Annotated in this window: 20 protein-coding genes and 6 pseudogenes; 18 read left to right on the forward strand and 8 right to left on the reverse strand. The window is 70.2% G+C overall.

From position 1 onward, the window contains the following. Positions 1–3: 3 nt before the first annotated feature. The 4 genes and pseudogenes from ACZ67T_RS16375 to ACZ67T_RS16390 all read right to left on the reverse strand — a co-directional run bounded on the left by ACZ67T_RS16375 (position 4) and on the right by ACZ67T_RS16390 (position 2,327). Complete coding sequence (locus tag ACZ67T_RS16375) at positions 4–234, reverse strand: hypothetical protein (RefSeq protein ID WP_469985026.1); 231 nt, start codon at positions 232–234, stop codon at positions 4–6. Between the two features lie 88 nt (positions 235–322). Then, positions 323–649 (reverse strand): annotated as a pseudogene (locus tag ACZ67T_RS16380) (cyclase family protein); the annotation flags it as partial. Between the two features lie 5 nt (positions 650–654). Beyond that, positions 655–2,190: a purine-cytosine permease family protein gene (locus ACZ67T_RS16385; RefSeq protein WP_469984573.1), complete on the reverse strand. Its 1,536-nt coding sequence runs from the start codon at positions 2,188–2,190 to the stop codon at positions 655–657. Next, positions 2,187–2,327, reverse strand: a complete 141-nt coding sequence (locus ACZ67T_RS16390; RefSeq protein ID WP_469984575.1) for a hypothetical protein — start codon at positions 2,325–2,327, stop codon at positions 2,187–2,189. Before ACZ67T_RS16390 ends, ACZ67T_RS16385 begins: the two co-directional genes overlap by 4 nt. A 19-nt stretch (positions 2,328–2,346) precedes the next feature. Here ACZ67T_RS16390 and ACZ67T_RS16395 point away from each other — a divergent pair, with 19 nt between their 5' ends. From ACZ67T_RS16395 to ACZ67T_RS16425, 7 genes are all read left to right on the forward strand, one after another. Beyond that, positions 2,347–3,831 (forward strand): PucR family transcriptional regulator, encoded by a 1,485-nt coding sequence (locus ACZ67T_RS16395; RefSeq protein ID WP_469984577.1) that lies wholly within the window; start codon positions 2,347–2,349, stop codon positions 3,829–3,831. Between the two features lie 189 nt (positions 3,832–4,020). Next, positions 4,021–5,187: a substrate-binding domain-containing protein gene (locus ACZ67T_RS16400; protein WP_469984579.1), complete on the forward strand. Its 1,167-nt coding sequence runs from the start codon at positions 4,021–4,023 to the stop codon at positions 5,185–5,187. A gap of 103 nt (positions 5,188–5,290) precedes the next feature. Beyond that, the gene (locus tag ACZ67T_RS16405) at positions 5,291–6,634 is read left to right on the forward strand and encodes an ABC transporter substrate-binding protein (protein ID WP_469984580.1); all 1,344 of its coding nucleotides are present in this window, start codon (positions 5,291–5,293) and stop codon (positions 6,632–6,634) included. 31 nt (positions 6,635–6,665) lie between these two features. Further along, on the forward strand, positions 6,666–7,649 hold the full coding sequence (locus ACZ67T_RS16410) for a carbohydrate ABC transporter permease (RefSeq protein WP_469984582.1): 984 nt from the start codon (positions 6,666–6,668) through the stop codon (positions 7,647–7,649). Further along, positions 7,646–8,518, forward strand: a complete 873-nt coding sequence (locus tag ACZ67T_RS16415; protein WP_469984584.1) for a carbohydrate ABC transporter permease — start codon at positions 7,646–7,648, stop codon at positions 8,516–8,518. The genes ACZ67T_RS16410 and ACZ67T_RS16415 overlap by 4 nt, the downstream gene beginning before the upstream one ends. Before the next feature lie 23 nt (positions 8,519–8,541). Next, positions 8,542–9,522 (forward strand): hydroxyacid dehydrogenase, encoded by a 981-nt coding sequence (locus tag ACZ67T_RS16420; RefSeq protein ID WP_469985000.1) that lies wholly within the window; start codon positions 8,542–8,544, stop codon positions 9,520–9,522. Continuing rightward, positions 9,519–11,393 (forward strand): DUF2264 domain-containing protein, encoded by a 1,875-nt coding sequence (locus ACZ67T_RS16425; RefSeq protein WP_469984585.1) that lies wholly within the window; start codon positions 9,519–9,521, stop codon positions 11,391–11,393. Before ACZ67T_RS16420 ends, ACZ67T_RS16425 begins: the two co-directional genes overlap by 4 nt. Before the next feature lie 79 nt (positions 11,394–11,472). Here the strand turns inward: ACZ67T_RS16425 and ACZ67T_RS16430 are convergent, their stop codons facing one another. Next, positions 11,473–12,519, reverse strand: coding sequence for a LacI family DNA-binding transcriptional regulator (locus ACZ67T_RS16430; RefSeq protein WP_469984587.1), 1,047 nt, complete (start codon positions 12,517–12,519; stop codon positions 11,473–11,475). A 181-nt stretch (positions 12,520–12,700) separates the two neighbouring features. Between ACZ67T_RS16430 and ACZ67T_RS16435 the strand changes: the two genes are divergently transcribed. The 8 genes from ACZ67T_RS16435 (at position 12,701) to ACZ67T_RS16470 (ending at position 21,427) form a co-directional block, all read left to right on the forward strand. Then, on the forward strand, positions 12,701–13,849 hold the full coding sequence (locus tag ACZ67T_RS16435) for a Gfo/Idh/MocA family protein (RefSeq protein WP_469984589.1): 1,149 nt from the start codon (positions 12,701–12,703) through the stop codon (positions 13,847–13,849). Next, positions 13,846–14,769 (forward strand): DUF6807 domain-containing protein, encoded by a 924-nt coding sequence (locus ACZ67T_RS16440; protein WP_469984591.1) that lies wholly within the window; start codon positions 13,846–13,848, stop codon positions 14,767–14,769. Before ACZ67T_RS16435 ends, ACZ67T_RS16440 begins: the two co-directional genes overlap by 4 nt. Then, positions 14,763–15,491 (forward strand): cupin domain-containing protein, encoded by a 729-nt coding sequence (locus ACZ67T_RS16445; RefSeq protein ID WP_469984593.1) that lies wholly within the window; start codon positions 14,763–14,765, stop codon positions 15,489–15,491. Before ACZ67T_RS16440 ends, ACZ67T_RS16445 begins: the two co-directional genes overlap by 7 nt. 299 nt (positions 15,492–15,790) lie before the next feature. Next, positions 15,791–17,125, forward strand: coding sequence for an ABC transporter substrate-binding protein (locus tag ACZ67T_RS16450; RefSeq protein WP_469984595.1), 1,335 nt, complete (start codon positions 15,791–15,793; stop codon positions 17,123–17,125). Further along, on the forward strand, positions 17,122–18,093 hold the full coding sequence (locus ACZ67T_RS16455) for a carbohydrate ABC transporter permease (protein ID WP_469984597.1): 972 nt from the start codon (positions 17,122–17,124) through the stop codon (positions 18,091–18,093). Before ACZ67T_RS16450 ends, ACZ67T_RS16455 begins: the two co-directional genes overlap by 4 nt. Further along, complete coding sequence (locus ACZ67T_RS16460; protein ID WP_469984598.1) at positions 18,090–18,926, forward strand: carbohydrate ABC transporter permease; 837 nt, start codon at positions 18,090–18,092, stop codon at positions 18,924–18,926. The genes ACZ67T_RS16455 and ACZ67T_RS16460 overlap by 4 nt, the downstream gene beginning before the upstream one ends. Before the next feature lie 9 nt (positions 18,927–18,935). Then, the gene (locus tag ACZ67T_RS16465; protein ID WP_469984600.1) at positions 18,936–19,556 is read left to right on the forward strand and encodes a hypothetical protein; all 621 of its coding nucleotides are present in this window, start codon (positions 18,936–18,938) and stop codon (positions 19,554–19,556) included. A 56-nt stretch (positions 19,557–19,612) separates the two neighbouring features. Then, a complete protein-coding gene (locus ACZ67T_RS16470) occupies positions 19,613–21,427 on the forward strand; it encodes a sugar-binding domain-containing protein (protein WP_469984602.1) in 1,815 nt (604 codons plus the stop codon). A 16-nt stretch (positions 21,428–21,443) separates the two neighbouring features. On the opposite strand, the pseudogene ACZ67T_RS16475 reads toward ACZ67T_RS16470, so the two are convergent. After that, positions 21,444–21,814: pseudogene (locus ACZ67T_RS16475) on the reverse strand (cupin domain-containing protein); the annotation flags it as partial. Here ACZ67T_RS16475 and ACZ67T_RS16480 point away from each other — a divergent pair. After that, positions 21,800–22,540, forward strand: a pseudogene (locus tag ACZ67T_RS16480) (EamA family transporter); the annotation flags it as partial. The pseudogenes ACZ67T_RS16475 and ACZ67T_RS16480 sit on opposite strands and share 15 nt — an antisense overlap. A gap of 30 nt (positions 22,541–22,570) precedes the next feature. Beyond that, positions 22,571–23,218 (forward strand): FMN-binding negative transcriptional regulator, encoded by a 648-nt coding sequence (locus ACZ67T_RS16485; protein WP_469984603.1) that lies wholly within the window; start codon positions 22,571–22,573, stop codon positions 23,216–23,218. 452 nt (positions 23,219–23,670) lie between these two features. On the opposite strand, the pseudogene ACZ67T_RS16490 reads toward ACZ67T_RS16485, so the two are convergent. Beyond that, positions 23,671–24,096 (reverse strand): annotated as a pseudogene (locus tag ACZ67T_RS16490) (maleylpyruvate isomerase N-terminal domain-containing protein); the annotation flags it as partial. 93 nt (positions 24,097–24,189) lie between these two features. Further along, a pseudogene (locus ACZ67T_RS16495) lies at positions 24,190–24,341 on the reverse strand (transposase); the annotation flags it as partial. Here ACZ67T_RS16495 and ACZ67T_RS16500 point away from each other — a divergent pair. Next, positions 24,340–25,563: pseudogene (locus ACZ67T_RS16500) on the forward strand (RNA-guided endonuclease InsQ/TnpB family protein); the annotation flags it as partial. The pseudogenes ACZ67T_RS16495 and ACZ67T_RS16500 sit on opposite strands and share 2 nt — an antisense overlap. Positions 25,564–25,585 lie beyond the last annotated feature (22 nt).

A 25,585-nucleotide genomic window follows, 5' to 3' on the forward strand; every position in this document is an offset into this window, starting at 1 on the left:
GGTTCAGCCGATGCGGGCGACGGCACGTACGGGTGCGCCGTCGGCGGCGGGCAGTTTCAGCGGCAGCAGCGAGACCTCGATGGGCTCGCCCGCTGTCTGTGCGTCGACCAGGGGGCCGAGTCCGGTCAGGTTCTCGGCGATCACGGCGTGTGCCCCGCACAGGATCTGGTGGGCGGGGAACTCGTCGTCCGGGGTGGGATCCACGCTCAGCGCGTCGATGCCGACCGTACGCACTCCCTCGGCGACCAGGAGTTCGGCCGCCTCCCCGGGTCAGGTAGGGGTGGGTGAGGTAGTCGTCGGTGCCCCAGTGCGCCGACCAGCCGGTGGCGACGAGGACGATCGCCCCGGCCCGGATCCGGCCCTCGAAGAGGTCCGGTCCGAGCGGTGAACGCGGGTGCGCGCCGCGGGCGTCGACGACGACGGCCTCTCCCACGAAGCGGTCCAGTGGGAGCTGGTCGAGGGTGGGCAGCGAATCGTCGATGTGGAACGGCGCGTCGACATGCGTACCGGACTGGGACCCCATGTCGAGGTGCAGGACGTTCACGCCGTCCGCCGCGACGCTCAGGGCGGGGGCGACGGTGACGCGCGGGTCGCCGGGGTAGACCGGCATGCCGGTCGCGAGCTCGACGGACAGGTCCACGAGGCGCATGGCTGTCACGCCTTTCCCGCGGCGACGGGCGCGGGGACGTCGTCGGTGATCGGCGGGACGGGCGCGTCGGAGGCGCGGACCAGGCGCGGCCCCTGGGGCCCGTAGACCTCGCGCGGCTCGGGGAAGAGCCACAGCAGGGCCAGGTAGAGGAGGGCGGCGACGCCGAGGCCCACCAGGAGCGAGAGGTCCACGCCGCCGGCCAGGTCGCCGAGCGGGCCGACGAACTGGCCGGGCAGGTTCACGAACATCAGGGCGAGGACCGCGGAAGTCAGCCACGCGCCCATGCCACGCCAGTTCCAGCCGTGGGTGAACCAGTAACGGCCGCCCTTCTGGCGCCGGTTGAAGACCTGGAGCGAGTCGGGGTCGTACCAGCCGCGGCGGGTCAGCCAGCCGAGCATCATGATCACCATCCAGGGGGCGGTGCACGTGATGATCAGCGTCGCGAACGTCGAGATGGACTGCGAGAGGTTGGCCGCGAAGCGCCCGACGAAGATGAATCCGATCGACAGCACACCGACGAACAGCGTCGCCTGCACACGGCTGAACCGGGTGAACACACTGGAGAAGTCGAGACCGGTGCCGTAGAGCGAGGTGGTGCCGGTGGACATGCCGCCGATCAGCGCGAGCAGACACACGGGCAGGAAGTACCAGCCGGGCGCGATCGCGAGGAGCCCTCCGACGTAGTTCGACGCACTCGGGTCCATGTACTTGGCCGCCTTCTCCGCGATGATCGAGGCGGTGGCGAGCCCGAAGAAGAAGGGCAGGATCGTGGCGATCTGCGAGGCGAACGCGGCCGTGACGACCCGGCGGTTCGAGGCCTGTGCCGGGATGTAGCGGGCCCAGTCGCCGAGGAATGCGCCGAAGGACACCGGGTTCGACAGCACGATCAGGGCGGAGCCGATGAAGGCGGGCCAGAACCCGGAGGACGAGGCGGACGAGAACGACCCCTGGTAGCCCGGGTCGAAGTCCCCGGCGAAGGCGAAGAAGCCGAGGACGAACAGCGTCGACGCCGCCACGACGGCGATCTTGTTCACGAACAGCATGAACCGGAAGCCGTACACGCACACCGTCAGCACGAGCAGCGCGAACACCCCGTACGCCAGGGCGAACACGCCGTCGTTCTGCGGCACGCCCATCAGCCGGTGCGCGCCGCCGACCAGGGCGTCGCCGGAGGACCACACGGAGATTGAGAAGAACGCGACGGCGGTGAGCAGCGAGAGGAACGAGCCGACGATCCGGCCGTGCACCCCCAGGTGGGCCGAGGACGACACGGCGTTGTTGGTGCCGTTGCGCGGGCCGAACACCGCGAGCGGCGCCAGGATCAGCGCACCGGCCACCAGGCCGAGCACGGTCGCCGCGAGACCCTGCCAGAACGAGAGGCCGAACAGGATGGGGAAGGCGCCGAGCACACAGGTGGCGAAGGTGTTGGCACCACCGAACGCGACGCGGAACAGGTCCAGGGGCTTCGCGGAGCGGTCCGAGTCAGGGATGCGTTCGACGCCGTACTGCTCCACCTCCGTCAGAGCCGGGGAATCACTCATTCGTCCTCCTTGGGAGCGAGCAGGTTGATCAGGTCGTCGGCGGGCGCGGCGGGCAGTTCCTTGCGCGACAGCGAAACATGCAGGTGGTCGGGTGAGTGTGCACGGCAACCGATTGCCACGGCAATCGGTGCAGGCACGAAGAGGTAGCCTCAGTTTGTGGCTGAGCACAAAGAACACCCCACCGGCGGGGTGGACCGCCAGCGGGTGACCGTCGCGGACCTGCTGTCCTACCCCGCGTTGCAGTTGCGCCTGGTCGCGGGGGCGGCGGGCCTGACCCGCTCGGTGTCGTGGGCGCACGTCAGCGAGCTGGACGACCCCACGCCCTGGCTCCTGGGCGCCGAAATGATCATGACGACGGGTCTCGCGATGCCGCGCTCGGCCGCCGGGCAGCGGGCCTACCTGGAACGGCTCGACGACGCCGGGGTGGCCGCCCTGGCCGTCTCCGCCCAGCTGCACATGCCACCGCTCCGTCAGGCGTTCCACGCCGCGGCCGAGGAACGCGGAATGCCGGTTCTGGAAGTACCGCTCGCCGTCCCCTTCATCGCGGTCGCACAGGAAGTCGCGGCCGCTGTCCAGGACGACGCCCGCCACCGGCTCGGCGCCCAGCTCCAGGTCTTCGGCGCCTTGCGCTGGCTCACCTCGGAGAACCTGGACACGGCCGAACTCTTCAGCCGCCTGGAGAACCTCTCCGGATACGCCATCTACCTGTGCACCCGGCAGGGCCGGCCCCTGCTGCCCGGCGTGCCCGCGCCGGACCCGGCCCTGCTGCCCCGCTCGGCGGACGCCCCGCCGACCATCCCCGGCGGATTCGCTCTTCCCGTACCCTCACCCGGCGGACCCGCCGGGTTCCTCATCGCCATCGCGCACGACGGCGCACGCCCGGCAGGCCTGGCCGTCGTGCAGCACATCGCCACCGTGGCCGCGCTGCAACTCGCCATGGTCCGCACCGAACGCGAGACGCTGCGCCGCGAAGGGACCGAGATCCTTGCGGAGCTCCTGCAGGACGCGCTCGATCCGGCGGTGGCGAAGCGCCATCTGCTGCGCCACTCCATCAAGGGGGAGGCCGCTCTGGCGGTGGTCAGAGGCGTGACGCAGCAGGCCGTGCTGGAGGCGCTCCACGACGAGCCCTGCCTGCTCCTCAACCGGGGCGACGACCGCTACCTCTTCGGCTCGCCCCGGCTCGGCGACACGATCGCCGCCCTCCCGGGGGTGACGGCCGGCATGAGCCGCCCCGTCCGGCCCGGCGCCTCGCTGCGGGTCGCCCGGCGCGAGGCCCTGTGGGCCGCCTCCCACGCCGCGGCGTCCGGCCGCCCCCTCGTCCGCTACGCCGACGACGCCACCGGCCGCTGGCTGCCCGACGACCCTGCCGCGCTCACCGCCCTCGTGGACCACGTGCTGGGCGACGCACTGCGCTACGACAGCAGCCATGGCTCCCGGCTGCTCCCCTCCGTGCGTACCTGGATGGAGCGCGACCGGCGCACGGACGAGGCCGCGACCGCCCTCCACATCCACCCCAACACCCTGTCCTACCGCCTCCGCCGCTTCAGCGAGCTGACGGGCCGCGATCTGTCCGCAACGGCGTCCTTCGCCGAGGTGTGGCTCGCGATCCGGGCGGCTGGCCAGTTGGGGCTTCTGGACTGATGGCTCCGCCTGGTGCGCTCGACCGTGCGGTCCGGCTCCGGCCGGCGCATCCGCACTCAGTGCGGCCCTGCCTCGCACCAAGGTCCCTTCCGCTGAAGGGCTGACCTTCCCGCAGCCGCTGGTTATGCTGCCGCCGAAGCGTTCACCGAAGCGCTCAAACGAACAGCGGGTGTCGAGGGGGCCATCAGCATGCGTGAGCCGGTCGATCTCAGGCGGCAGCGGATTCTCGCCGTGGTGCAGTCGCGCGGGGCGACGCGGGTGAGCGATCTCGCCGCCGAACTCGCCGTGTCGGTGGTGACGCTGCGCCGCGACGTCGAGGAACTCGCCAGGGAGGGCAAGCTGCGCCGTGGTCACGGCGTCGCCCGCCCGGTGCTGCCCGAGACGGAACGGGCCGCCGCCCCCGTCGAGCCGATGGCCGACGGGGGTCCGGTGGCGGTCGTCGTTCCCGAGCGCCACTCGTATCTCTACGAGGCGCTGCACGGCGCCCGGACCGCGTTCGAAGAGGCGGGGATCCGGATCGCGCTGCACATCGCGCCGGCTGTCGCGGGAGCCGAACAGCCCATCGTGGAACAGGCGTTGGCGTCCGGCGCGCGCGGCCTGCTCATCGCCCCGCGCTGGCGCAGCAGGGCCACGGAGGAGGCCGACTACGCGTGGCTCGCCTCCCTGCCGGTGCCCGCGGTCGTGATGGAGCGCAGGCCGCGGCGTGGCAGCACGCTGCACTCCGTGGACACGGTCTGTACCGATCACTGGTACGGCATCCATCTCGCCGTCGAACACCTCACCGGCCTCGGCCACCGGCGCATCGTGCTCGCCGCGAGGGACGACAGCCCGACTGCCCGCGCCCTGCGCGCGGCGTTCGTCGAGATCGCCGCGGACCATCCGGACGTCGACAAGTGGGCGGTGGCGCTCAGCTCGCCCGGGGCGGCTCCCGACCCGGCTGCGGAGGCGGCGGAGCAGCCCATAGAACTGCCCGGGCTGCTGGCCGAGTTGGGTGCGACGGCAGCCGTGCTGCATGGTGACGTGGACGCGCTCATGCTGGTGCAGTCGCTGCGCGACGGCGGGGTGCGGGTCCCGGAGGACTGCTCCGTGATCGCCTACGACGACGTGGTCGCGGGTCTCGGCAGCACGCCGCTCTCGGCCGTCTCGCCGCCGAAGGCCGAGGTCGGCCGGGCGGCGGCGGAGTTGCTGCTGCGTCGGCTCGGCGGGCAGTCGTCGGCCTCGGGGGCGGGACCGGCGCGACGCCTGGAACTGCTCCCTACGCTGCAGGTGCGCGGTTCGACCCAGGTCCCGCACCCCGCGGAACCGCACGCATCCGACGCTCCGGGAACCCGCGGCACAACTGCCACCCCCCAGTGAGCGTTTGACCGTTTCATTTTCTTCTGATCGCTCTATTGACCAAGTCCGGTCAGCCGATCAGGATTCCCGTGACTCGAACACGCAGGAGCCGCGGGAGGCGCCCATGCCTGGTCGACAGAGCCGTCGATCGGTGCTCGCCGCGATCACCGCGCTGCCCCTGACGGGCGCCCTGAGCGCCTGCAGCGGGAACGACAGCGCGTCATCCGGGAGCAGCAGCAAGTCCGGTACCAAAGGCACGACCACCATCACGTTCTGGTCCGCGCTCCGCGGCAGCCAGGAGGTGGTGGATGCGTTCAACAAGACTCACGACACCATCCAGGTCGCTTTCGAACAGATACCGTCCGGCACCTCCGGCGGATATCTCAAGCTCAGCAACGCGGCTCGCGCGGGCAACGCGCCCGACGTCGCCACCATCGAGTACCCGCAGGTCCCGGGCTACGCGATCGACGGTGTGGCCCGGGACATCACGGACGTGATCAGCGACAAGCTCAAGGCCAAGCTGCTGCCGCAGGCGCTCGGACTGACGACGTTCGAGGGGCGTACGTACAGCGTGCCCCTGGACGTCGAGCCGATGGTGCTGCACTACCGCAAGGACCTCTTCGACAAGTACGGCTTCGACGTCCCCACCACCTGGGACGAGTACACCGATCTGGCCCGCGCCGTGCGCCGGACCGGCGGCAAGCGCAAGGTGACCTTCTTCTCCACGGACATGGGCCAGTTCTCGGGCTGGTGCTGGGGGGCCGGTGCGCACTGGTTCGACACCTCTAAGGGCGCCTGGAACGTGTCGCTCGACGACGCGCCCACGCGCCGTGTGTCCCGGTACTGGCAGCGGCTCATCGACGAGGACCTCGTCTATGTCAATCCCCCCAACAGCCGCGAGGCCGACGCCCAGGTCGGCAACGGCCTCGTCCTGACCCGGCACAGCGGTGCCTGGGACGCGGGTGCGCAGATGAACGCGCGCCCCCAGCAGAAGGGACTGTGGCGGATCGCCCCGCAGCCCCAGTGGGATCCGGCGAAGCCCACGCTCGGCACCCAGGGCGGCTCGACGTTCGCGATCACGAAGGACAGCAAGCACCCCGAGGCCGCCATGGAGTTCATCGAGTGGCAGGTCTCCAGCCCCGACGCGATCAGGGCCCGCCTGTCCAGCGGCGCCAGCAGCCAGTACCCGGCCGTGACCGAGCTGATCAAGGAGGGCCGTGCCGCCTTCGACCGCTCGTACTACGGCGGGCAGGACATCTACACGCTGTTCGAGCAGGAGGCCCAGAAGATCAGCGACGGCTGGGTCTGGGGCCCCCGGATGACCGCGACCGGGCAGGTCATGACGGACGCCTTCGCCCGGGCGGCGGCGGGCTCCGGAACCCTTGAGTCCTCCATGCGCGCCGCGCAGGACGGCACGATGCCCGACCTCAAGGCGCTCGGCCTCAAGACCACCCAGCACTCCACGTGAACGCCCGCACCCCGAAAGGCAGGTGAGTCCCATGACCGCGACAACCCATGCCCCCGCCACGGCGGCTGCTCCCCCGCGGGAGGCGGACGACGCCCGGCGCAAGGCGCAGCGTGCGGCGGGGCGCCGCCGGGGCGGCGCCGCGGGCGTCCTGATGGCCCCGTTCTTCGTCCTCCTCACGCTCGTCTTCCTGATCCCGGTCGCGACGGCGGTGTGGCTGAGCTTCTTCAGCGACGACCAGCCGGGCCTCGGCTTCGGCCCGGAGCGCACGGTCTTCGTCGGCCTGCGCTCGTACGCCGCCGTGCTCACGGACCCGTCGTTCCTGTCCGGCCTCGGCACGGTCGCGCTGTACTGCGTGATCTACATCCCGGTGATGACCATCGGCTCGATGGCGCTGGCGCTGCTGCTCGACTCGGGTCTCGTACGGCTGCGTTCCTGGGCCCAGTTGGGCCTGTTCCTGCCGCACGCGGTGCCCGGCATCATCGCCGCGCTGATCTGGCTCTACCTCTACACACCCGGCATCAGCCCGATCATCCAGGTGCTCGGCAAGGCCGACATCACCGTCGACTTCCTGGGCCTGCACACCGCGATTCCGTCGATCGTGAACATCGCGGTGTGGAGCAACCTCGGCTACAACATGGTCGTCTTCTACGCGGCCCTGCAAGCGGTCCCCCGGGAGGTCCTGGAGGCGTCCGTGGTCGACGGGGCCGGTCCGGTGCGCACCGCGCTCCAGGTGAAGGCACCGCTGGTGCGCTCCTCGATCGTCATGGTCGCGATGTTCACCCTGATCTGGGCGCTGCAGCTGTTCACGGAACCGATGCTGCTGCGCGCGGGCTCGCAGGTCGTCGATGCCCGGTTCTCCCCGAGCATGTACATCTACGACGCGGCGTTCAGCCGTAACAACTACTCGCTCGCGGCCGCCGCGTCGGTGATCCTCCTCGTCATCACGATCGCCGTCTCCTACGGCGTCACCCGCTGGACCAACCGCGTCAACTCGGCCGAGGAGAACGCCCGATGACCACTGCCGAGCTGAGCAGGTCCACCCTGCTGCGCCCCCGTCTGCTGGGCCGTACGACTGTCAACGTCGTCGTCGCGGTCTCCGTCCTCTACACCGTGCTGCCGGCGCTGTGGCTGGTGCTCGCCGCCGGCAAGTCCCGCGACGCGCTGTTCAGCAGCAACATCCTCTCCTTCAAGGACTTCTCGTTCGTCCAGAACGTCAAGGACCTGTTCGCGATGGACGGCGGCCTCTACAGCCGCTGGTACGGCAACAGCCTGCTGTACGCGGTGCTCGGCGCCGCGGTCGGCGCGATGATCAGCGTCGCCTGTGGCTACGCCTTCGACAAGTACCACTTCCGGCACAAGGAGAAGCTGTTCGGCCTGGTGCTTGCCGCGGTCATGGTGCCGCAGACGGTGCTCGCGCTGCCGCTGTACCTGCTCGCGTCCGCGACCGGCGTCGTGAACACCTTCTGGTCGGTCTTCATCCCGGTCCTGTTCAACCCCTTCGGTGTGTACCTCGGCCGCATCTTCGCTCAGGGCTACGTGCCGAACGAAGTCCTGGAGGCGGCCCGCGTCGACGGTGCCGGTGAGCTGACGACGTACGTCCGTGTCTCCCTGCGGATGCTCGGCCCCGGCCTGATCACGGTCTTCCTCTTCCAGCTCACCGCGATCTGGAACAACTTCTTCCTGCCGATGGTGATGCTGTCCAACCAGAAGCTCTATCCCGTCAGCCTGGGCCTCTTCCAGTGGAACAGCCAGGCGACCGTCTCGCCCGAGTACTACCCGGTGGTGATCATGGGTTCGCTCCTCGCGGTCCTCCCTCTCGTTCTCGCGTTCGTCTTCCTCCAGCGGTTCTGGCGGTCCGGCCTGACGGCGGGGGCGGTCAAGTGAGCAAGCCCCGCGTGGCGCTGGCCATGTCCCCCCAGGCCGCGGCGGCCGTCTTCACGCCGCGGTCCGTGGCCGCGCTCGCGGAGGTGTGCGACCTGGCGCCGCTGCCCGTACTGGACGACCTGACGACCGTACGGGCCAGGGATGTCCTCGCCGATGTCGAGGTGCTGGTCACCGGCTGGGGCTGCCGGCCGATCGACGAGGACGTACTGGCCTCGGCGCCGCGCCTGAAGGCCGTGGTGCACGCGGCCGGTTCGGTGCGCGGGCATGTCACCGACGCCTGCTGGGACCAGGGCGTCGAGGTGTCCTCGGCCGCCGCGGCCAACGCGCTGCCGGTCGCGGAGTACACCCTCGCGATGATCCTGCTGCACGGCAAGAACGTCCTCGAACGGGCCCGCGACTTCCGGCGGACCCGCGCGCGCGACAACTGGCTGCTGACCACGCAGGAGGTGGGCAACTACCGCCGCACGGTGGGCCTGCTGTCCGCGTCCCTGATCGGCCGCCGGGTGATCGAGCTGCTGCGGCCCTTCGACTTCGAAGTGCTGCTGCACGACCCGTACGTCTCCGAGCCGGAGGCCGCCGAACTGGGCGTGGAGTGGGTGGAGCTGTCCGAACTCTTCGCGCGCAGCGACCTGCTGAGCGTCCATACGCCGCTGCTGCCGGCCACGCGCGGCCTCGTCAGCCGGGAGCTGCTCGGCTCCATGCGGGCGGGGGCCACCCTCATCAACACCTCGCGCGGCGCCGTCGTCGACCAGGACGCACTCACCGATGTCGTGAGCACGGGCCGCATCCGGGCGGTGCTCGACGTGACGGACCCCGAGGTCCTGCCCGCCGCTCACCCCTTGTGGGACTGTCCGAACGCACTGATCACGCCCCACCTCGCAGGTTCCCAGGGCAACGAGTGGGAACGCCTCGCCGACACGGCCGTCGGCGAGGTGGCCCGGTGGGCCGCGGGCGACGGCTTCGCCCATCCCGTACGACGCGAAAGGCTGGCGTTCCTCGCATGACCATCCCGTTCGAACTGCCCGAAGAAGACCGTGAGCTGAGTCCCGGCACGGGCTACACGCGCGCGCATTGGGAGGCCGTCGCCGACGGGCTGCTCGGCGCCGCGTGGCGCTGGGCGACACCCGAGGGCGCCCTGCTCGACCTTCCGGGACGCCCCTCCGGGTCCGGGGTCCGCTCGGACGGCCTCGAAGGCTTCGCCCGTACGTTCCTGGCGGCCGGTTTCCGGGTCGCGGGCGCCGGCGGAAAGGACCCGCACGGCTGGCTGGAGCGGTACGCGCAGGGCCTCACGGCGGGCACGCGGACGCCCGGCCGGGACGACGCCGAGTCATGGCCGCTGATCCTCGAACACCATGTGCAGGGCCAGCCGATGGTCGAGTCGGCGTCCGTGGCGCTCGGCCTGTCCCTGACCCGGCCGTGGCTGTGGGACCAGCTCGATGGCGACGTGCAGGACCGGGCGGAGACCTGGCTGCGCGGGGCGATCGACCACACCCCCGCGCCCAACAACTGGTATCTGTTCCCGTTCACGGTGGCGTCGTTCCTGGAGTCGGTCGGCCGCGGCGACGAAGCCACCACGCGCGCCATGGAGCGGGCACTTGGGCTGATGGAGACCTGGTACCGGGGCGACGGCTGGTACGCGGACGGCGACGGGCGGGCCTTCGACCACTACAACGGGTGGGCGCTGCACCTGTACCCGATGCTGCACGCGCACCTGTCCGGTGACACCGCGCTGGCCGCCCGGTTCGGGCCCCGTCTGCGCGAGCACCTCGAAGGGTTCTCGCTGCTCTTCGGCGCCGACGGGGCGCCGATCCACTTCGGGCGTTCGCTGACCTACCGGTTCGCGGCGTCGGCGGCCGTCGGCATCGGCGCCGTCACCGGCCACACTCCGCTGACGCCGGGTACCTCGCGCCGGCTCATCAGCGGGAGCCTGCGCTACTTCCTCGACCGGGGCGGGGTGACGGACGACGGGCTGCTGAGCCTGGGCTGGCACGGCCCGCACGACGCGACGCTGCAGACGTACTCGGGGCCGGCGTCACCGTACTGGGCGTCGAAGGGGTTCGTGGCGCTGCTCGCGCCGGAGGACGATCCGCTGTGGACGGCGACCGAGGAGCCCGCACCGAGCGAGGGCCCGGACCGGGTGCTCGCACTGCCCGCGCCGGGACTGCTCGTCCAGTCGACGCGGGCCGACGGGATCGTACGGCTCCACAACCACGGCAGTGACCACGTCCGCCCGCACGAATCGGAGTCGGCCGCTCAGGACGACCCGCTGTACGGCCGTCACGCGTACTCGACGCACACGGGCCCGACGTCCCGGACGAATGTCGCCGACAACCATCTGTCGGTCGTGGTCGGCGGCGCGGCCGGCGCGCGGCGCCGGATCCGTCCGCTGGGCGCGGGCCAGGGCGACGGGTGGGGCTGGGCCGCGTCCTCGCACCTGCCGGTGTTCGCTTCGGGCCCGCCGATGGTGCCGGGGCTGCGCGTGGAGAGCGTGACCGTGGCCCGGGGCCGGTACGAACTGCGGGTGCACCGGGTCGTGGGGGCGCCGCACGGGGCGGGGGTCACGCTCACGGGGTGGGCCTCGGACGCCTTGAGTTCGCAGCTGCACGGCCTGTACGGGTGGGGCGAACGGGACGAGGTGCGGGCGCCGCAGGGGACGGCGTACGAGCGATGGGTGCGGGTGCCACGGCTCTCCGGCGAGGCCGAGGGAACGGCGGTCTTCGTGGCACTGGCGTCGTTGAGCGCCGACGAGCCCAGCGTTCCGCTCACCGATGTGGTGGCCGAAGTGCAGTTCGTCGAGGGGGAGTTGCGTGTGCTGTGGACCGATGGTCCGCAGACCACGGTGACCTTCGAGCCGATGCGCGTCACCCATGGGTGACGCCCGTTCCTGAACCGCCGGCCCGCGTCCTTGATGCCTGCGGCCCGCGCATGCGGGCCGCAGGCCGGGCGCCGGTCCGTCAGGCGGCGGGCAGCGGCTGCCGCTCACCGCTCGTGGATTCCCGCACCTCCAGCCAGTAGGGGGCCACGTGCACCTCGAACGGCGGGGCGTCGTCCGCGCGGATACGGGTCGCCAGGCACTTCACGGCCAGGGAGGCGATCGCGGCCTTGTCAGGAACCACCGAGGTGAGCGAGGGCGTGCTGTACAGCGCCTCCGCGGAGCCGTCGATACCCGCCAGGGCGATGTCCCGGGGGATGTGCAGGCCCGCTTCGAACGCGGCCCGTCGGGCTCCTACGGCCAGCAGGTCGCTGAAGCAGAACACCGCGTCGGGCCGCACATCCGCCGGCAGTGCTGTCAGGGTGCGCATGGCCAGGAGTCCGTCACGGCGGCCGAACTCCTTCACCAGCGGCGCGAGCCTTGGATCGTAGGTCAACCGTGCTTCATGCAGCGCCAGTTGGAACCCTTCCAGCCGCTGGCGACTGGTCGCGGACCCCGGCCGGTCGACACCGATGGCGGCGATCCGGGTGCGGCCGAGACCGGCCAGGTGCGCGGTGGCTTCGTGAGCCGCGGCGACGTTGTCGATCAGGACGTGGTCCGCGACGACGCGATCGCGTTCGTAGCTGCGCTCGCCGAGCAGCACCAGGGGGAACTCGCCCGCCACGGAGGCGAGTTCGTCGGGTGAGACGTGCAGCGGCGACAGGATCACGCCGTCCAGCAATGAGGCGCCGACACCGGTAGCCAGACGCAGCTCCTCGCCGGCGTCCCCCAGCGTCTCCTCGATCAGGACGGTGAAGCCCAGTGCCGCCGCCTCCGCTCTCACATGGTGTGCGAGCTCCGCGAAGTAGGACGTCGCGAGGTCCGGGACCGCCAGGGCTATCAGGCCACTGCGCCCGGTTCTGAGTCTTCGCGCCGACGGATTGGGCCGGTAGCCGAGTTCCGCCACTGCGCGCATCACGCGTGTCCGTGTCGCCTCGGACACCTTCGGGGCGTCACGTACAACGTTGGACACCGTCTTGATCGACACCCCCGCGCGCTCCGCCACGTCTTTGAGTGTCACTGCTGCCATTCGATCGCCCCCCGCACTCGAAGTTCCCCCGGATTATGCACCTGTGAGCACGGCTCACCAGGGTTTCCGCCGACGGGAAACTCTTTCCGACGAGGGGGTTGACCCTGCCGACAGTCGGCAGTTACAACGTTGGAACCAGCTCATGGCAAGCGCTTGCCGTCCGTCTCTCGAGAGGGTTCCCATGTCTCCAGATCGTCCCCACCGTCCGCTCCGCGCGGCAGTCGTCGGAGCGGGTGGCATCGCGCGGTCCAGCCATCTGCCGGCCTTGCGGACGCTGGCCGCGGAAGGGGAGACGGACGTCGTGGCCGTGGTGGACGTGGACGACACCGCGGTGCGCGCCTTCGCCGACGCGTTCGGGATTCCCTACGCGTCCACGGATCTCGACGCGATGCTCGCCGAAGTGCGCCCGGATCTCGTGGTGTTGTGCACCCCGCCCGCCGTGCACCGCGAACAGTCCGTCGCGGCGCTCCGAGCCGGCGCCTGGGTCTGGTGCGAGAAGCCGCCGTGCCCGTCCCTGGCCGACTACGACGCCGTCGAGGCGGCCGAGAAGGGCGGTGACGGGGACCCGTACGCGTCGATCGTCTTCCAGCACCGCTTCGGCTCCGGCGCCCGGCACGTGCGCCGACTGCTGCGCGAGGGCGCGTTCGGCCGGCCGCTGGTGGCGCACTGCCAGACCACCTGGTACCGGGACACCGCCTACTACGCCGTGCCGTGGCGCGGCCGTTGGGCGACCGAGGGCGGCGGCCCGGCGATGGGGCACGGCATCCATCAGACGGATCTCCTGCTCGATCTGATGGGGCCGTGGACCGAGGTGCGCGGGATGGCCGCGCGGCTCGTGCACGACGTGGAGACCGAGGACGTGTCCACCGCCCAGGTGCGGTTCGCCGACGGCGCTGTGGGCACGGTCGTCAACAGCGTGCTGAGCCCCGACGAGGTCAGCCGCATCCGCATCGACTGCGAGCTCGCGACGATCGAACTGACGCACCTGTACGGCTACCACAACGCCGACTGGAACATCACGCCCGCTCCCGGCGTCCCCGAGGAGACCGTCGCCGGCTGGCACGACTTCGGCGAGGACGAGCCCAGCTCGCACCTCGCCCAACTGCGGGCGCTCGTCGCCGACATCAGGGCCGGACGACGCCACGCCACGAGCGGCTCGGGCGGACGTCAGACGCTCGAGTTCATCACCGCTCTGTACAAGTCCGCCTTCACCGACCTGCCCGTCCGCGCCGGTGACATAGCCCCTGGCGACCCCTACTACACCGCCCTGCACGGCGACGCCCAGGGATGGGCGCCTGCCGGCCCCCACCAGGAGGAGGACCCCGCATGACGCTCGCACTGACCCACGCGCACGGCGACCGCATCACCGTCGACCACGCGGCCACCGGCACCGAGCTGTTCGCCTACGTGTACCGGCCCGAAGCCGCTTGGGAGGCCCCCAAGCCGTACCTGCACCCGATCCGCACCCTCTCCGGCGCGGTCGTCACCGACTACCGCCCCAACGACCACCGTTGGCACAAGGGTCTCCAGCTGACGGCCTCTCACCTGTCGGGCCAGAACCTGTGGGGCGGCAACACGTACGTGCACGGCGACGGATACCTCGCCCAGCCCGAGAAGGTCGGCTCGATGGCCCACGTCGCCTTCGAGGAGGTCTCCGCCACGGACGGCCGCGCCGTCATCGCCGAGCGTCTGACCTGGCACCCGCACACCAAAGAACTGTGGGCCGACGAGGAACGCCGCATCGAGGTGCGCGACGTGGACGCGGACGCCGGCAGCTGGTCGCTCACGTGGACCTCGGCCGTCACCAACCGGCGCGACGAACCGCTGCACTTCGGCAGCCCCACGACCCACGGCCGTCCCGCGGCCGGATACACCGGCCTGTTCTGGCGCGGGCCGCGGGCCTTCCGCGACGGGCGGGTCTTCACCGCCGAAGCGGACGACGGAGACCTGATGGGCAGTCAAGCACCCTGGCTGGCGTACGTCGCTGAGCACGACGGGCGCGACGGCCACGCCACCCTTGTCTTCGAGCACGCCGCCGCCAACGACCACGCGGGAGACAAGGGAACGCACCCCGCTCACTGGTTCGTGCGCAGCGACCCGTTTGCCGCGGTCGCGCCGTCCTGGGCCTTCCACGAGGAGCTCGTCCTCGCGCCCGGCGACACCCTTACCCGTAGCTACCGCGTGACGATCGCCGACGGCGCCTGGGACCGCGAGCAGGTCGCCGCGCACCTGCGGGGGCACGCATGGTGAGCGCGACGTACGACGGCTTCCCGGCGGCAGTGGGTGTGTCCCACCTGACGGTCTACGACTGGCCCACGGTCGACGGGCTGCCCGGCGGCGGCACCCCGCACCTGCACCTCACGTGCAGCGAGGGATACGTGGTGACGGCCGGGCGTGGCACCGTGCAGACCCTGACCACCTCCGGCTACCAGGAGACACCTCTGGAGCCGGGCACCGTGGCCTGGTTCACGCCGGGCACGATCCATCGGCTCACCAATGCCGGCGGCCTGCAGATCACCGTCGTGATGCAGAACAGCGGCCTGCCCGAAGCGGGCGACGCGGTGCTCACCCTCCCCGAGGACCTCCTCACCGATGCCGAGACGTACGCGACCGCGATCCGTATCCCCACCGACGTCCCGGAAGCCCAGCAGGTGGAGGTCGCCCGCGCCCGCCGCGATCTCGCGACCCGCCGGTTCCTGGAACTGCGCGAAGCCACCGAGGGCGGCGATCCGGAACCACTGGCGGCGTTCCAGCGGGCCGCCGCCGAGTTGATCCGCCCGCGCCTCGACGCCTGGGAGCAGCGCTGGCAGGACGGCGCGCATGCCGCCGCGGCAGCGACCGGGTCCCAGCTCGGCGCCCTGCGTGCGAAGGACGCCGGACACCTGGCCCGGGCCACGGTCACCGCGACCGGGCCCACCGCCCGGGGACGCTTCGGCATGTGCGGCCGACTGGACGTCTATCTCGGCATCTGACACCCGGCCTCGCGGCTGGTCACCACCCCGTCCGGCTCACACCCTGCCGCGAGGCCGGTCACTGTCCCATCCACCTGCCCCCGGCCGCCAGGCTGCTCACCACCCGGCACCTTCCCCTCAGCCACAGGGCCTCTCACCACTCCGCCCATCTGCCCCAGCCGCCGGGCTGGTCATCACGCCGTCCAGCTCACACCCTGCCGCGAGGCCGGTCACCCCCCATCCACCTGCCTCCACCCACGAGGCTGCTCACCACCCCGCCCCTCCCCCTCCATCCCCGCACCGTTCCCTGGGAGCCCCCCATGCCCGAGCCCCGAAGCGGCCGGCGCCCACTCCCCCGCCGGGCCGTTCTGGCCGCGGCCGCCGTCGGCCTCAGCGCCGCGCTGAACTCCACGCTCACCGCCTGCTCCACCGCGAGCGGCAGTACATCCGGTGGCGTCACCCTCACGTTCTCCTGGTGGGGCAACGACGACCGTGCCGCGCGCACCGAGCGGGCCGTGCGGCTCTTCGAGAAGGAACACCCCGGCGTCACCGTCCGCACATCGAGCGGGGACTTCGGCGCGTACCTGCAGAAACTGGCCACACAGGCCGCCGGCGGCGGCATGCCCGATGTGGCCCAGCTCGACTACCGGCAGGTGTCCCAGTACGCGGGCGGGGACGCGCTGATGACACTGGACGACGCCATCAAGAACGGGACGATCCGCACGTCCGACATGAGCAGGGACCTCCTGCGCACCGGCACGTACAGGGGCGGGCAGTATGCCCTTCCCATGGGCCGCGGTATCACCGGCTACGCCTATGACTCCGCCGTCTACGAGAAGGCCAACATCCCAACACCCAAGCCCAGTTGGACCTGGCAGGACTGGGAAAGGGCCAACAAGAAGATCGCCGCCCTGGGACTGAAGTCTCCCGACGGCCGCCCCTTCGCGGGTGCCAATGACGGCGGGACCAACGAGGACGTGTTCGAGACCTGGCTTCGCAGCCGCGGCGGAAGACTCTACGCGAGCCAGACCGAGCTCGGGTTCACCGAGGACGACCTCACCGCGTTCTGGACGTTCTGCGACCGGCTGCGCAAGGACGGCACCATCGCTCAGGCCAGGGACACCGCGCAGGCCAACAGCACCGAGACAAGCCCGATGGGCCGCCATCTCGCCGCCGCCGACTTCACCTGGGACGCGCCGTTCCCCAGCTACCCGGCCCTCCTGGGCGACTCCGTCCACTTCGCGCCGGTCCCCACGACCGACGGCCACCAGGGCTCGTACTTCAAGCCGAGCATGCTCATCGGCATCAGCGCGGACAGCGAACACCCCAAGGAGGCAGCGCAGTTGGTCGACTTCCTCCTCAATGACCAACGGGTGGGCGACATCCTCGCCTTCTCCCGGTCTACTCCGCCCAACCGCAGGATCGCCGCCCGCGTCGCCAAGACGCTCAAGGGCCCCGAGCGGGAGATCTACGAGTACGCGCAGACCATGGAGAGGTACGGCCTGGACGCCCCGCCGACCGCCCCGCCACGGGGCGATGTCGCGATTCAGACCGCATTCATCCGCGAATACCAGCGCGTGATGTACGGCCTGGCCACACCACGCCAGGCCGCACGCGAACTCATCGACGAGGCCAACCGGGAGCTGAGGTCATGAGCACTGTGTCGACCAGGGCGCCCTCGCGGCCGGCCCCGGACACGGGCCGCCGAGCGCCGGCCCGGCGGCGGCGGCGCCAGGTACGTGAACGGCAGTGGCCCGCCTACGTGTTCCTCTCCCCGTGGATGATCGGCGCGCTGGTCCTGACCCTCGTGCCGATGGCCGTCTCCCTGTATTTGTCCTTCACGGACTACAACCTGTTCGATCCGCCGCGCTGGGTGGGCCTGCGCAACTACACCGAGATGCTCACCGAAGACCCACGCTACTGGCGGTCCGTCGGCACCACGATGCTGTACGTCGTCGTGGCCGTCCCGCTGAAGCTCGGCCTCGCCCTCGCAGTCGCGATGCTCCTCAAGAGCCTCAACCGCGGCCGTGCCTTCTACCGTTCCGCCTTCTACGCGCCCTCCCTGCTCGGGGCGAGCATGTCCATAGCCCTGGTGTGGAAGGCGCTGTTCAACGACGGCGGCACGGTCTCCGGACTTCTCGACTCGGTCGGCATCGACGTGGGCGGCTGGGTGGGCAATCCCCACCTCGCGGTGTACGTGGTCGTCCTGTTGACGGTGTGGCAGTTCGGGGCGCCGATGGTGATCTTCCTGGCGGGTCTCCAGCAGATCTCGCCCGATCTCTACGAAGCCGCGTCGCTCGACGGCGCCGGCCGCTGGCGGCAGTTCGTCTCCATCACCGTGCCGATGCTGTCCCCGGTCATCTTCTTCAACCTGGTGCTGGAGATCATCAACTCCTTCCAGGTCTTCACACCGGCCTTCGTCATCAGCGGCGGCAAGGGCGCCCCCGCCGACTCCACCATGTTCTACACGCTCTATCTGTATGAACGCGGCTTCACCGCCTCGCACATGGGCTACGCGGCGGCGATGGCCTGGATGCTCCTGATCGCCATCGCCGCGATCACCCTGATCCTGTTCCGGACATCCCGGTCCTGGGTCTTCTACGCGGACGAGGAGGGACGATGAACATCGCCACGAAGCGGTGGCTGCCGCACACGGCCGCGGCCGTCTGCCTGCTCGTACTGCTGTATCCGCTGGCCTGGCTCCTCGCCACGTCGCTCAAGCCGGCCGACGAGGTGGTGACGAGCCTCGATCTGTGGCCCGGTCACTTCGAGTGGTCGAACTACACGACTGCGCTGGACGGCGTCTCGGGCATCACCGTCACACGACTGCTCGGCAACACCCTGCTGATCGCGGTCGGCGCCGTCGTGGGCAACGTCCTGTCCTGCTCGTTGGCCGCCTATGCCTTCGCCCGGCTGCGCTTCCGTATGAGCAAGGTGATGTTCGCGTTCATGGTGGCGACGCTGATGCTGCCGCACCACGTCGTCCTGATCCCGCAGTACATCATCTTCAACCGGCTCGGCATGGTGGACACCTACTGGCCGCTCATCCTGCCCAAGTTCCTTGCCACCGAGGCGTTCTTCGTCTTCCTGATCGTCCAGTTCATGCGCGGGCTCCCGCGCGAGCTGGAGGAGTCCGCCCGCATCGACGGCTGCGGCGCCTTCCGCACGTACTGGTCGATCACGCTTCCCCTGACCCGGCCCGCGCTGATCACCACCGCCATCTTCACGTTCATCTGGACGTGGAACGACTTCTTCACGCAGATGATCTATCTGTTCGCCCCGGAGAAATTCACCATCACCCTCGCCCTGCGCAGCTTCGTCGACCAGTCCAGCACGTCCGCGTACGGGCCCATGTTCGCCATGTCGGTGATCTCGGTCCTGCCGATCGTGCTGTTCTTCTTCGTCTTCCAGCGCTATCTGGTGCAGGGCATGGCCACCTCCGGGCTGAAGGGCTGAGCCACCACCATGACCCACGCACCCACCGCGCCCGGCAAATCCAGCCGAGACGGCCGCGACCGCCGGGAGCCCGGCGAGGTATTCGGGCCGAGCTTCTCCCTCTTCGCCGACGTGCTCCTGATCGGCCTGCTCACCACCGCCGCCTGCCTCCCGGTGGTCACGGCACCCGCCGCGTTCGCCGCCGCATCGGCCGCCATCCGGCAGACCGCTGTCCAGGGCCTCCCTGTCAGGGCCGGTACATACGTCGCTCACCTGCGCGCACACATGACCGCGCGGGTGCTGGCCGCCGGGTGTGTGCCGCCGCTGCTCGCGCTCGTCCTCCTGATCGACGCCGCGCTGTTGCGCAGTTCGCTGCCCGGAGCGGCCGTCATGTCACCCGCGCTGGCGCTGCTCACGCTGGGCGTCATGGTCGTGGTGCTGCGCACGACGGCCCTGGAGGCTCCGCACCGGCTGTCCGCACGCGAGGGATTCCTCCGCAGCGTCGCCGACCCGCGCGGCTCGCTCCTGCTCGCCGGTGCCGTACTCCTGAGCCTGCTCCTCGCATGGTCGATTCCCCTGCTGGCTCCGCTGCTGCCCGGTCCGCTGGCGTTCGCCGCCACAGTCGTGGGGCTCCGCTCCACCGCGAACTGATCCGCGGCGACGTCCCCTTCCTCCATACTCCCGTACGACACCACCGGAGTTCTCGCATGCCGTACTCCCATCTGGACGCCGCCGGCCACCCGAGGCCCCAGCTCGTCCGTGACCCCAACTGGACTGACCTGAGCGGTCCTTGGCAGTTCGCCTACGACGACGCGAACCTCGGCCGCTCCGCCCGATGGATGGACCCGGAAACCACCGAACCCTTCACCGCCACCATCACCGTGCCCTACCCGCCCGAGTCCGAGGCCTCCGGAATCGGCGACACAGCGTTCCACCCCGTGCTCTGGTACCGGCGCACGATCGAGGTCACCCGGCCGGCAGCGGGCCGGCGCCTGCTGTTGCACTTCGGCGCGGTCGACCACCGGGCCGAGGTGTGGGTGAACGGACATCTCGTAGGACGTCACGAAGGCGGCCACACAGGCTTCTCCTGCGACCTCACCGGTGCCGTCCTCCAGGACGGTGCGCAGACCGTCGTCATCCGGGCGGAGGACCAGCCGCTCGACGCCACGCAACCTCGTGGCAAGCAGGACTGGCGGCGGGACCCGCACGTCATCTGGTACCACCGCACCTCAGGCATCTGGCAGCCGGTATGGCTGGAGGAGGTGCCGGACGAGCACATCACGGTCCTGCACTGGACCCCCGATGTGGCCCACGCCCGCGTCCGCTGCCGGATCCGGCTGAGCGAGTGGCCGCGACGCCCGCTGACCGTCACGGTGCGCCTCGCCCAAGGCGAACGGGTGCTCGCCGAGCAGCGCACGCTGGCCGACGGCCAGGAAACGGAGTTCGATGTCGCGGTGCCGGCCCTTCGGCACGCTCAGGACCTCGGCGACCTGCTGTGGAGCCCGGAACAACCCCATCTCGTGGACGCGATCGTGACTCTGAACGACGCGGCCGACGACACCCCCGTCGACCGCGTCATGTCCTACCTCGGCCTGCGCGACATCGGCTGGGACGACGGTGTCTTCCTCCTCAACCACAAGCCGTACTTCCTGCGTTTCGCGCTCCAGCAGGGCTACTGGCCCGCATCCCATCTGGCGGCCCCGGCAGACGCGTTGCGCCGGGACGCCGAACTGGCCAAGTCGATCGGCCTCAACGGGCTGCGCATCCACCAGAAGATCGAGGATCCCCGCTTTCTCTACTGGGCCGACCGGCTGGGGCTGATGCTCTGGGAGGAGATGCCGTCGGCCTACACCTTCGGCACGCAGACCGTCGAGCGGGTGGCCGGCGAATGGACCGAGGCGATCTCCCGCGACCTCAGCCACCCGTCGATCGTCGCGTGGGTTCCCATCAACGAGTCCTGGTCCGTCCCGAACCCGGCGCTCGTCCCCGCCCAGCGTCACTTCATGGACAGCCTCTACCACCTGACCAAGGCCCTCGACCCCTCCCGCCCGTCCGTCTCCAACGACGGCTGGGAGATCTCCGCCGCCGACATCTGGGGGGTGCACGACTACACGCAGCATGCGCAGGTACTGCGCGAGCGTTACGGGCACTCCTCGTTGCGGCAGGGCGAGATCGTCGAGCAGTGGCCCGGTGCCAAGCGGCTCGTCCTGGACGGCGTGCGCCACCAGGGACAGCCCGTCGTACTGAGTGAGTTCGGCGGGGCCATCTTCGAACCGGCCGAAGGCGCCGAGTGGTTCGGCTACGACACCGTGAGCACGAAGGAGGACTTCGCCGAGCGCCTGGCCGGGTTGGTGGAGGCCGCGGTGGACTCCGGCCTCGCCGGCTTCTGCTTCACCCAGTTCACCGACACCGAGCAGGAGATCAACGGCCTGTTCACCGCGGACCGTCAACCGAAGCTTCCTGTAAGGGAGTTGCACAAGATACTCACGCGGAGTCGCACCCCGGGCCGAGGCGCGTCGTAGGTCGCATCACCGGTCGTCAGACGGTGCCCGCGGGGCCGGGCGGCAGGTGGACGGTCATGATGAGGTGGCAGGTCTCCGTGCCGGAACCGCGGTAGGTGTGGGGGGCGTTGCCGTCAAAGGTGGCTGTCTGTCCGGCTTCGACAGGGTGCTCGGCGCCATCGACCTCGAGGATCATCTCTCCGACGGTGACGCTGACGGTTTCGACGACCACCCCTGATGGGGGTGGCTGGGGTACTCGTCGCCGGGTGCCAGCTGCCAGCGCCAGACCTCGACCGGGGCGGGACCGGACGTCGTCAGCATGAGCCGGGCCTCGCTGCCCCGCTCCCCCGTCGACAGCGGCATCACGGCGTCGGCGGCCACGACCCGGACCTCACCGTGATGGTCGCCGCCCCGGCCAGCCTCGCGGTCGAGCTGCTGCTGTGGCCCGTGCTCGGCGCCTCGTTCAGCCCGTGCGCCGTCGGCTGGGGTGCCGCCTCCGGCGTCGCCTCGGCGGTCGCGTTCGCGCTGCTCTACAAGACCCTGGCCATCGGCCCGATGAAGGTGCTGTCCCCGGTCACCGCGCTGGTGTCCGCCGCGCTGCCTATCAGCGTGGGTCTGACGCAGGGCAAGCGGCTGGGCACGGCCGGGCTGCTCGGCCTGCCGCTCGCGCTCATCGCCGTCGTGCTGGTCAGCGCCGGGCACGGCGCGGGCTCGTCGCGTCCGTCGCGCACGGCGCTGCTGCTGGCGTTCGGCGCGGGCTCCGCGATCGCCCTCCAGCTGACCTTCCTGCACCAGGCGCCGGCGGACAGCGGCGTGGCCCCGCTCATCGTCGGCAGGGCGGTCTCGACAGCGGTCACCCTGACCGCGGCCGGGGTCATGCGCCGCAGGCTCGGCAGCGAGAGGACCGCCTACGCCATGTCCGCCGCGGCGGGCGTGCTGGACTCGGTGGCGAACCTGCTGTTCCTCATCGCCGTCCGCAGCGGAGACCTCACCGTCGCCGCCGTGATCACGGCCCTCTACCCGGTCGGCACGGTGCTGCTCGCCCGGAGTGTGCTGGCCGAACGCATCCACCGCGGCCAGCTCGTGGGCCTGGGCGCCGCGGCCGTCGCCGTCAGCCTCCTCGCCCTCACCTGAACCGGCCCACCACCCCACAAGGAGAAGAGCGTGTTCATCCAACCCTGGGACGCCGCACTCGACGAGGGCGAATGGCAGACGTGGATCGCGGACGGCCACGCCTTCGGCCAGCTCAGCGTCAACGGCCTCCCCGGCCGGGCCCCCATGGTCGTCCCCACCCACTTCACCGGCGACGACAACCAGCTCCTGATCCACTTCGCCCGCCCCAACCCGGTCTGGAAGGCGATCGAGCACGACCCGAACGTCACGTTCACCGTCATCGAGGACTACGCCTTCATCCCCGGCCCCTGGCGCGCCAAGCCGGACACGACACCCACCGACGGCGTCCCCACCAGCTACTACGCGGCCGTTCAGTTCACCTGCCACGCCCACATCGTCGACTCCCCCGAGTCCGAGGCCGAACTCCTGCGCCGCCAGCTCGCCCACTTCCAGCCGGACGGCGACCACGCCCCCGTACTGGTGGACCAACCTCCTTACGGCCGCATGCTGCCCGGCATCCGCGGGCTGCGCCTGGACGTCATCGATGTGGTCGCCAAGTTCAAGCACGACGACCACAAACCCGCCGAGCACCTCACCACGGTCGCGGACCGCCTCACCGCACGGGGCGAGGCCCTCGACGTGCCCACCGCCCGCCAGCAGCTCCGCCGCCTGGACCGCATGGGCGACTGGAAGCCCTGACAGGGCGGACGCGGTCCCCAGGTCAGGGACTTGCGATGAGTTCGGTGAGGCGCAGGGCCCGCCAGGGCTTTCGGCCGCGCCCGCATCTGACCGCGCGCGATCGCCTTCCAGATCGGCATGCGCCGGAAGGCTACCAGGAGGAACGCTGCCGGTGCCGCCGTGATCCTGCAGTCGTACGCGCGGGGCGGAGCGTCGCAGGTCACGGTCGCCGTCCCGCCGTCGATGACGACCGCCAGCCGCGGACCGCCCTTGATCGCGACGTCGAACGCGATGCTGACGCCTTGCGCCTTCGCCGTGTCCAGGGCCAGCGGCATCATCGTCGGCATCGACTGCCCGAGCACCAGGCGCGCCTCGTCCGGGCCTATCCGCCACGGGAGTCGGACACCCCGCGAGATGTCGAGGCCGTGCACGAGGCTCTCGCTGAGCATCATTCCGGTCGCCGCCGCCAGCGTGAGCGTCCGCTCCTGCCCGTACCAGGGCGTGGCGACGGGGGTGTCCGGGGCGAGGCCGTCCGTTTCACCCAGGAACGCCTCGCCGCGCTCGGCGATCAGGTCGCCGAGGCGGGCGCGTTCATCGCCGCCGAGGAGGCCGATCGACATGGCGTTCACGGCCGTGAGCCGCTCGATGAACGGCCCGTCGCCCGGCGGCAGGACTGTGTCCCACTCCACGGACTCATCGGTGAAGCCGGAGCCGAAGGCGAGATACACGGCAGCAACGTGTGCGCCGACATCGCCGACGGTCCACTCCGGGACAGCGGACGCCATCTCCAGGTCGGGAAGGTCCCGCAGCATTCGGACAAGCCGCGCGACCACGGCACGCAGCGCGGCACGCGTCTTCTCGTGCTCAGCGACGCGATCGATTCCCGTGACGGTGCCCATGTCACTCCCCGAACTGTGAACGGACCCGCACGTTACCGCTGGGTAGAGCGGTTGCGACAGTGCTCGCCCACCCCCGGCACAAACCCAGCCCTTCAGTTCAGCTCCGAAGTCCTCGCAGACCTCCGCATGACCTCTTCGGTGCGGGTCAGCATCTCCTCGTTGAACACACCGCGCCGGTACTTCGTCACAAAGACCAAGTGCACTTTAAGACTTGAAACAGACCAACGTACTACGATCATGGTCATGCAGCTTCGCTACGCCTATCGGGTGTACCCGGACGCCACCCAGCGCCGTGCGCTGGCCCGGGCGTTCGGGTGTGCCCGCGTGGTGTGGAACGACTGCCTGCGCGACCGGAGGGACGCACACGCCGCCGGTCTGCCGTATGTGACGTCGGCCGATCTGTCGCGGCTGCGGATCACGCAGGCCAAGCGCACGGAGGAACGGGCGTGGCTGGCCGATGTATCGGCGGTGGTACTGCAACAGGCCCTGCGCGACCTGGATACGGCCTACAGGAACTTCTTCGACTCGCTCAGGGGAAAGCGCAAAGGCCGCAAGGTCTCGCCGCCCCGCTTCAAGTCGAAGAAGGACACCCGCCAGGCGATCCGGCTGACCAACAACGCTTTCTCCCTCCAGGACAACGGCACTGTGTATGTGGCCAAGGTCGGCAACATCAAGGTGAAGTGGTCCCGGGCGCTGCCGGCCGCACCGACCTCGCTGACGGTGGCCAAGGACCCGTCGGGCCGGTACTTCATGAGTTTCGTCGTGGACACCGAACCCGAGATCCTGCCCGAGCTGGACACCGAGACCGGTATCGACCTCGGCCTGTCCGCGTTCGCCGTTCTCTCCGACGGCCGAAAGATCAGCTCTCCGAAATTCCTGCGGCGCGCCGAGAAGAAGCTCAAGCGGTTGCAGAAGAACGTCAGCCGCAAGGCCAGGGGATCGAGGAACCGGGCCAAGGCGCGTATCAAGGTCGCACGTCAGCACGCCAAGGTGGCGGACCGGCGCCGGGACTGGCACCACAAGGAATCCACACGCATCATCCGCGACAACCAAGCGGTGTATGTGGAAGACCTCGCGGTGTCGGGCCTCGCCCGTACCCGGCTCGCCAAGTCCGTGCACGATGCCGGGTGGTCGGCGTTCGTCAACATGCTGGAGTACAAGGCCGTCAAGCACGGCCGGCACTTCGGCAGGATCGGACGCTTCGAGCCGACTTCTCAGGTCTGCTCTGCCTGCGGCGTCAAGGACGGCCCAAAGCCCTTGCATGTCCGTATGTGGACCTGCGGGGGCTGCGGGAGCGTCCACGACCGGGACATCAACGCCGCACGCAACATCCTGGCCGCTGGACGAGCGGACAGGCTAAACGCCTCGTGGAGCGCCGGTAAGACCAGGGCGAAAGTCCCGGCACAGCGCGTTGAAGCAGGAAGCCTCCGGAAGGGTCAGACGACCCAGGCCGAAATCCCCGTCCTCGGGGCGGGGAGTACGTCAAGGT

It is taken from the genome of Streptomyces sp. NPDC107517 (assembly GCF_055582645.1).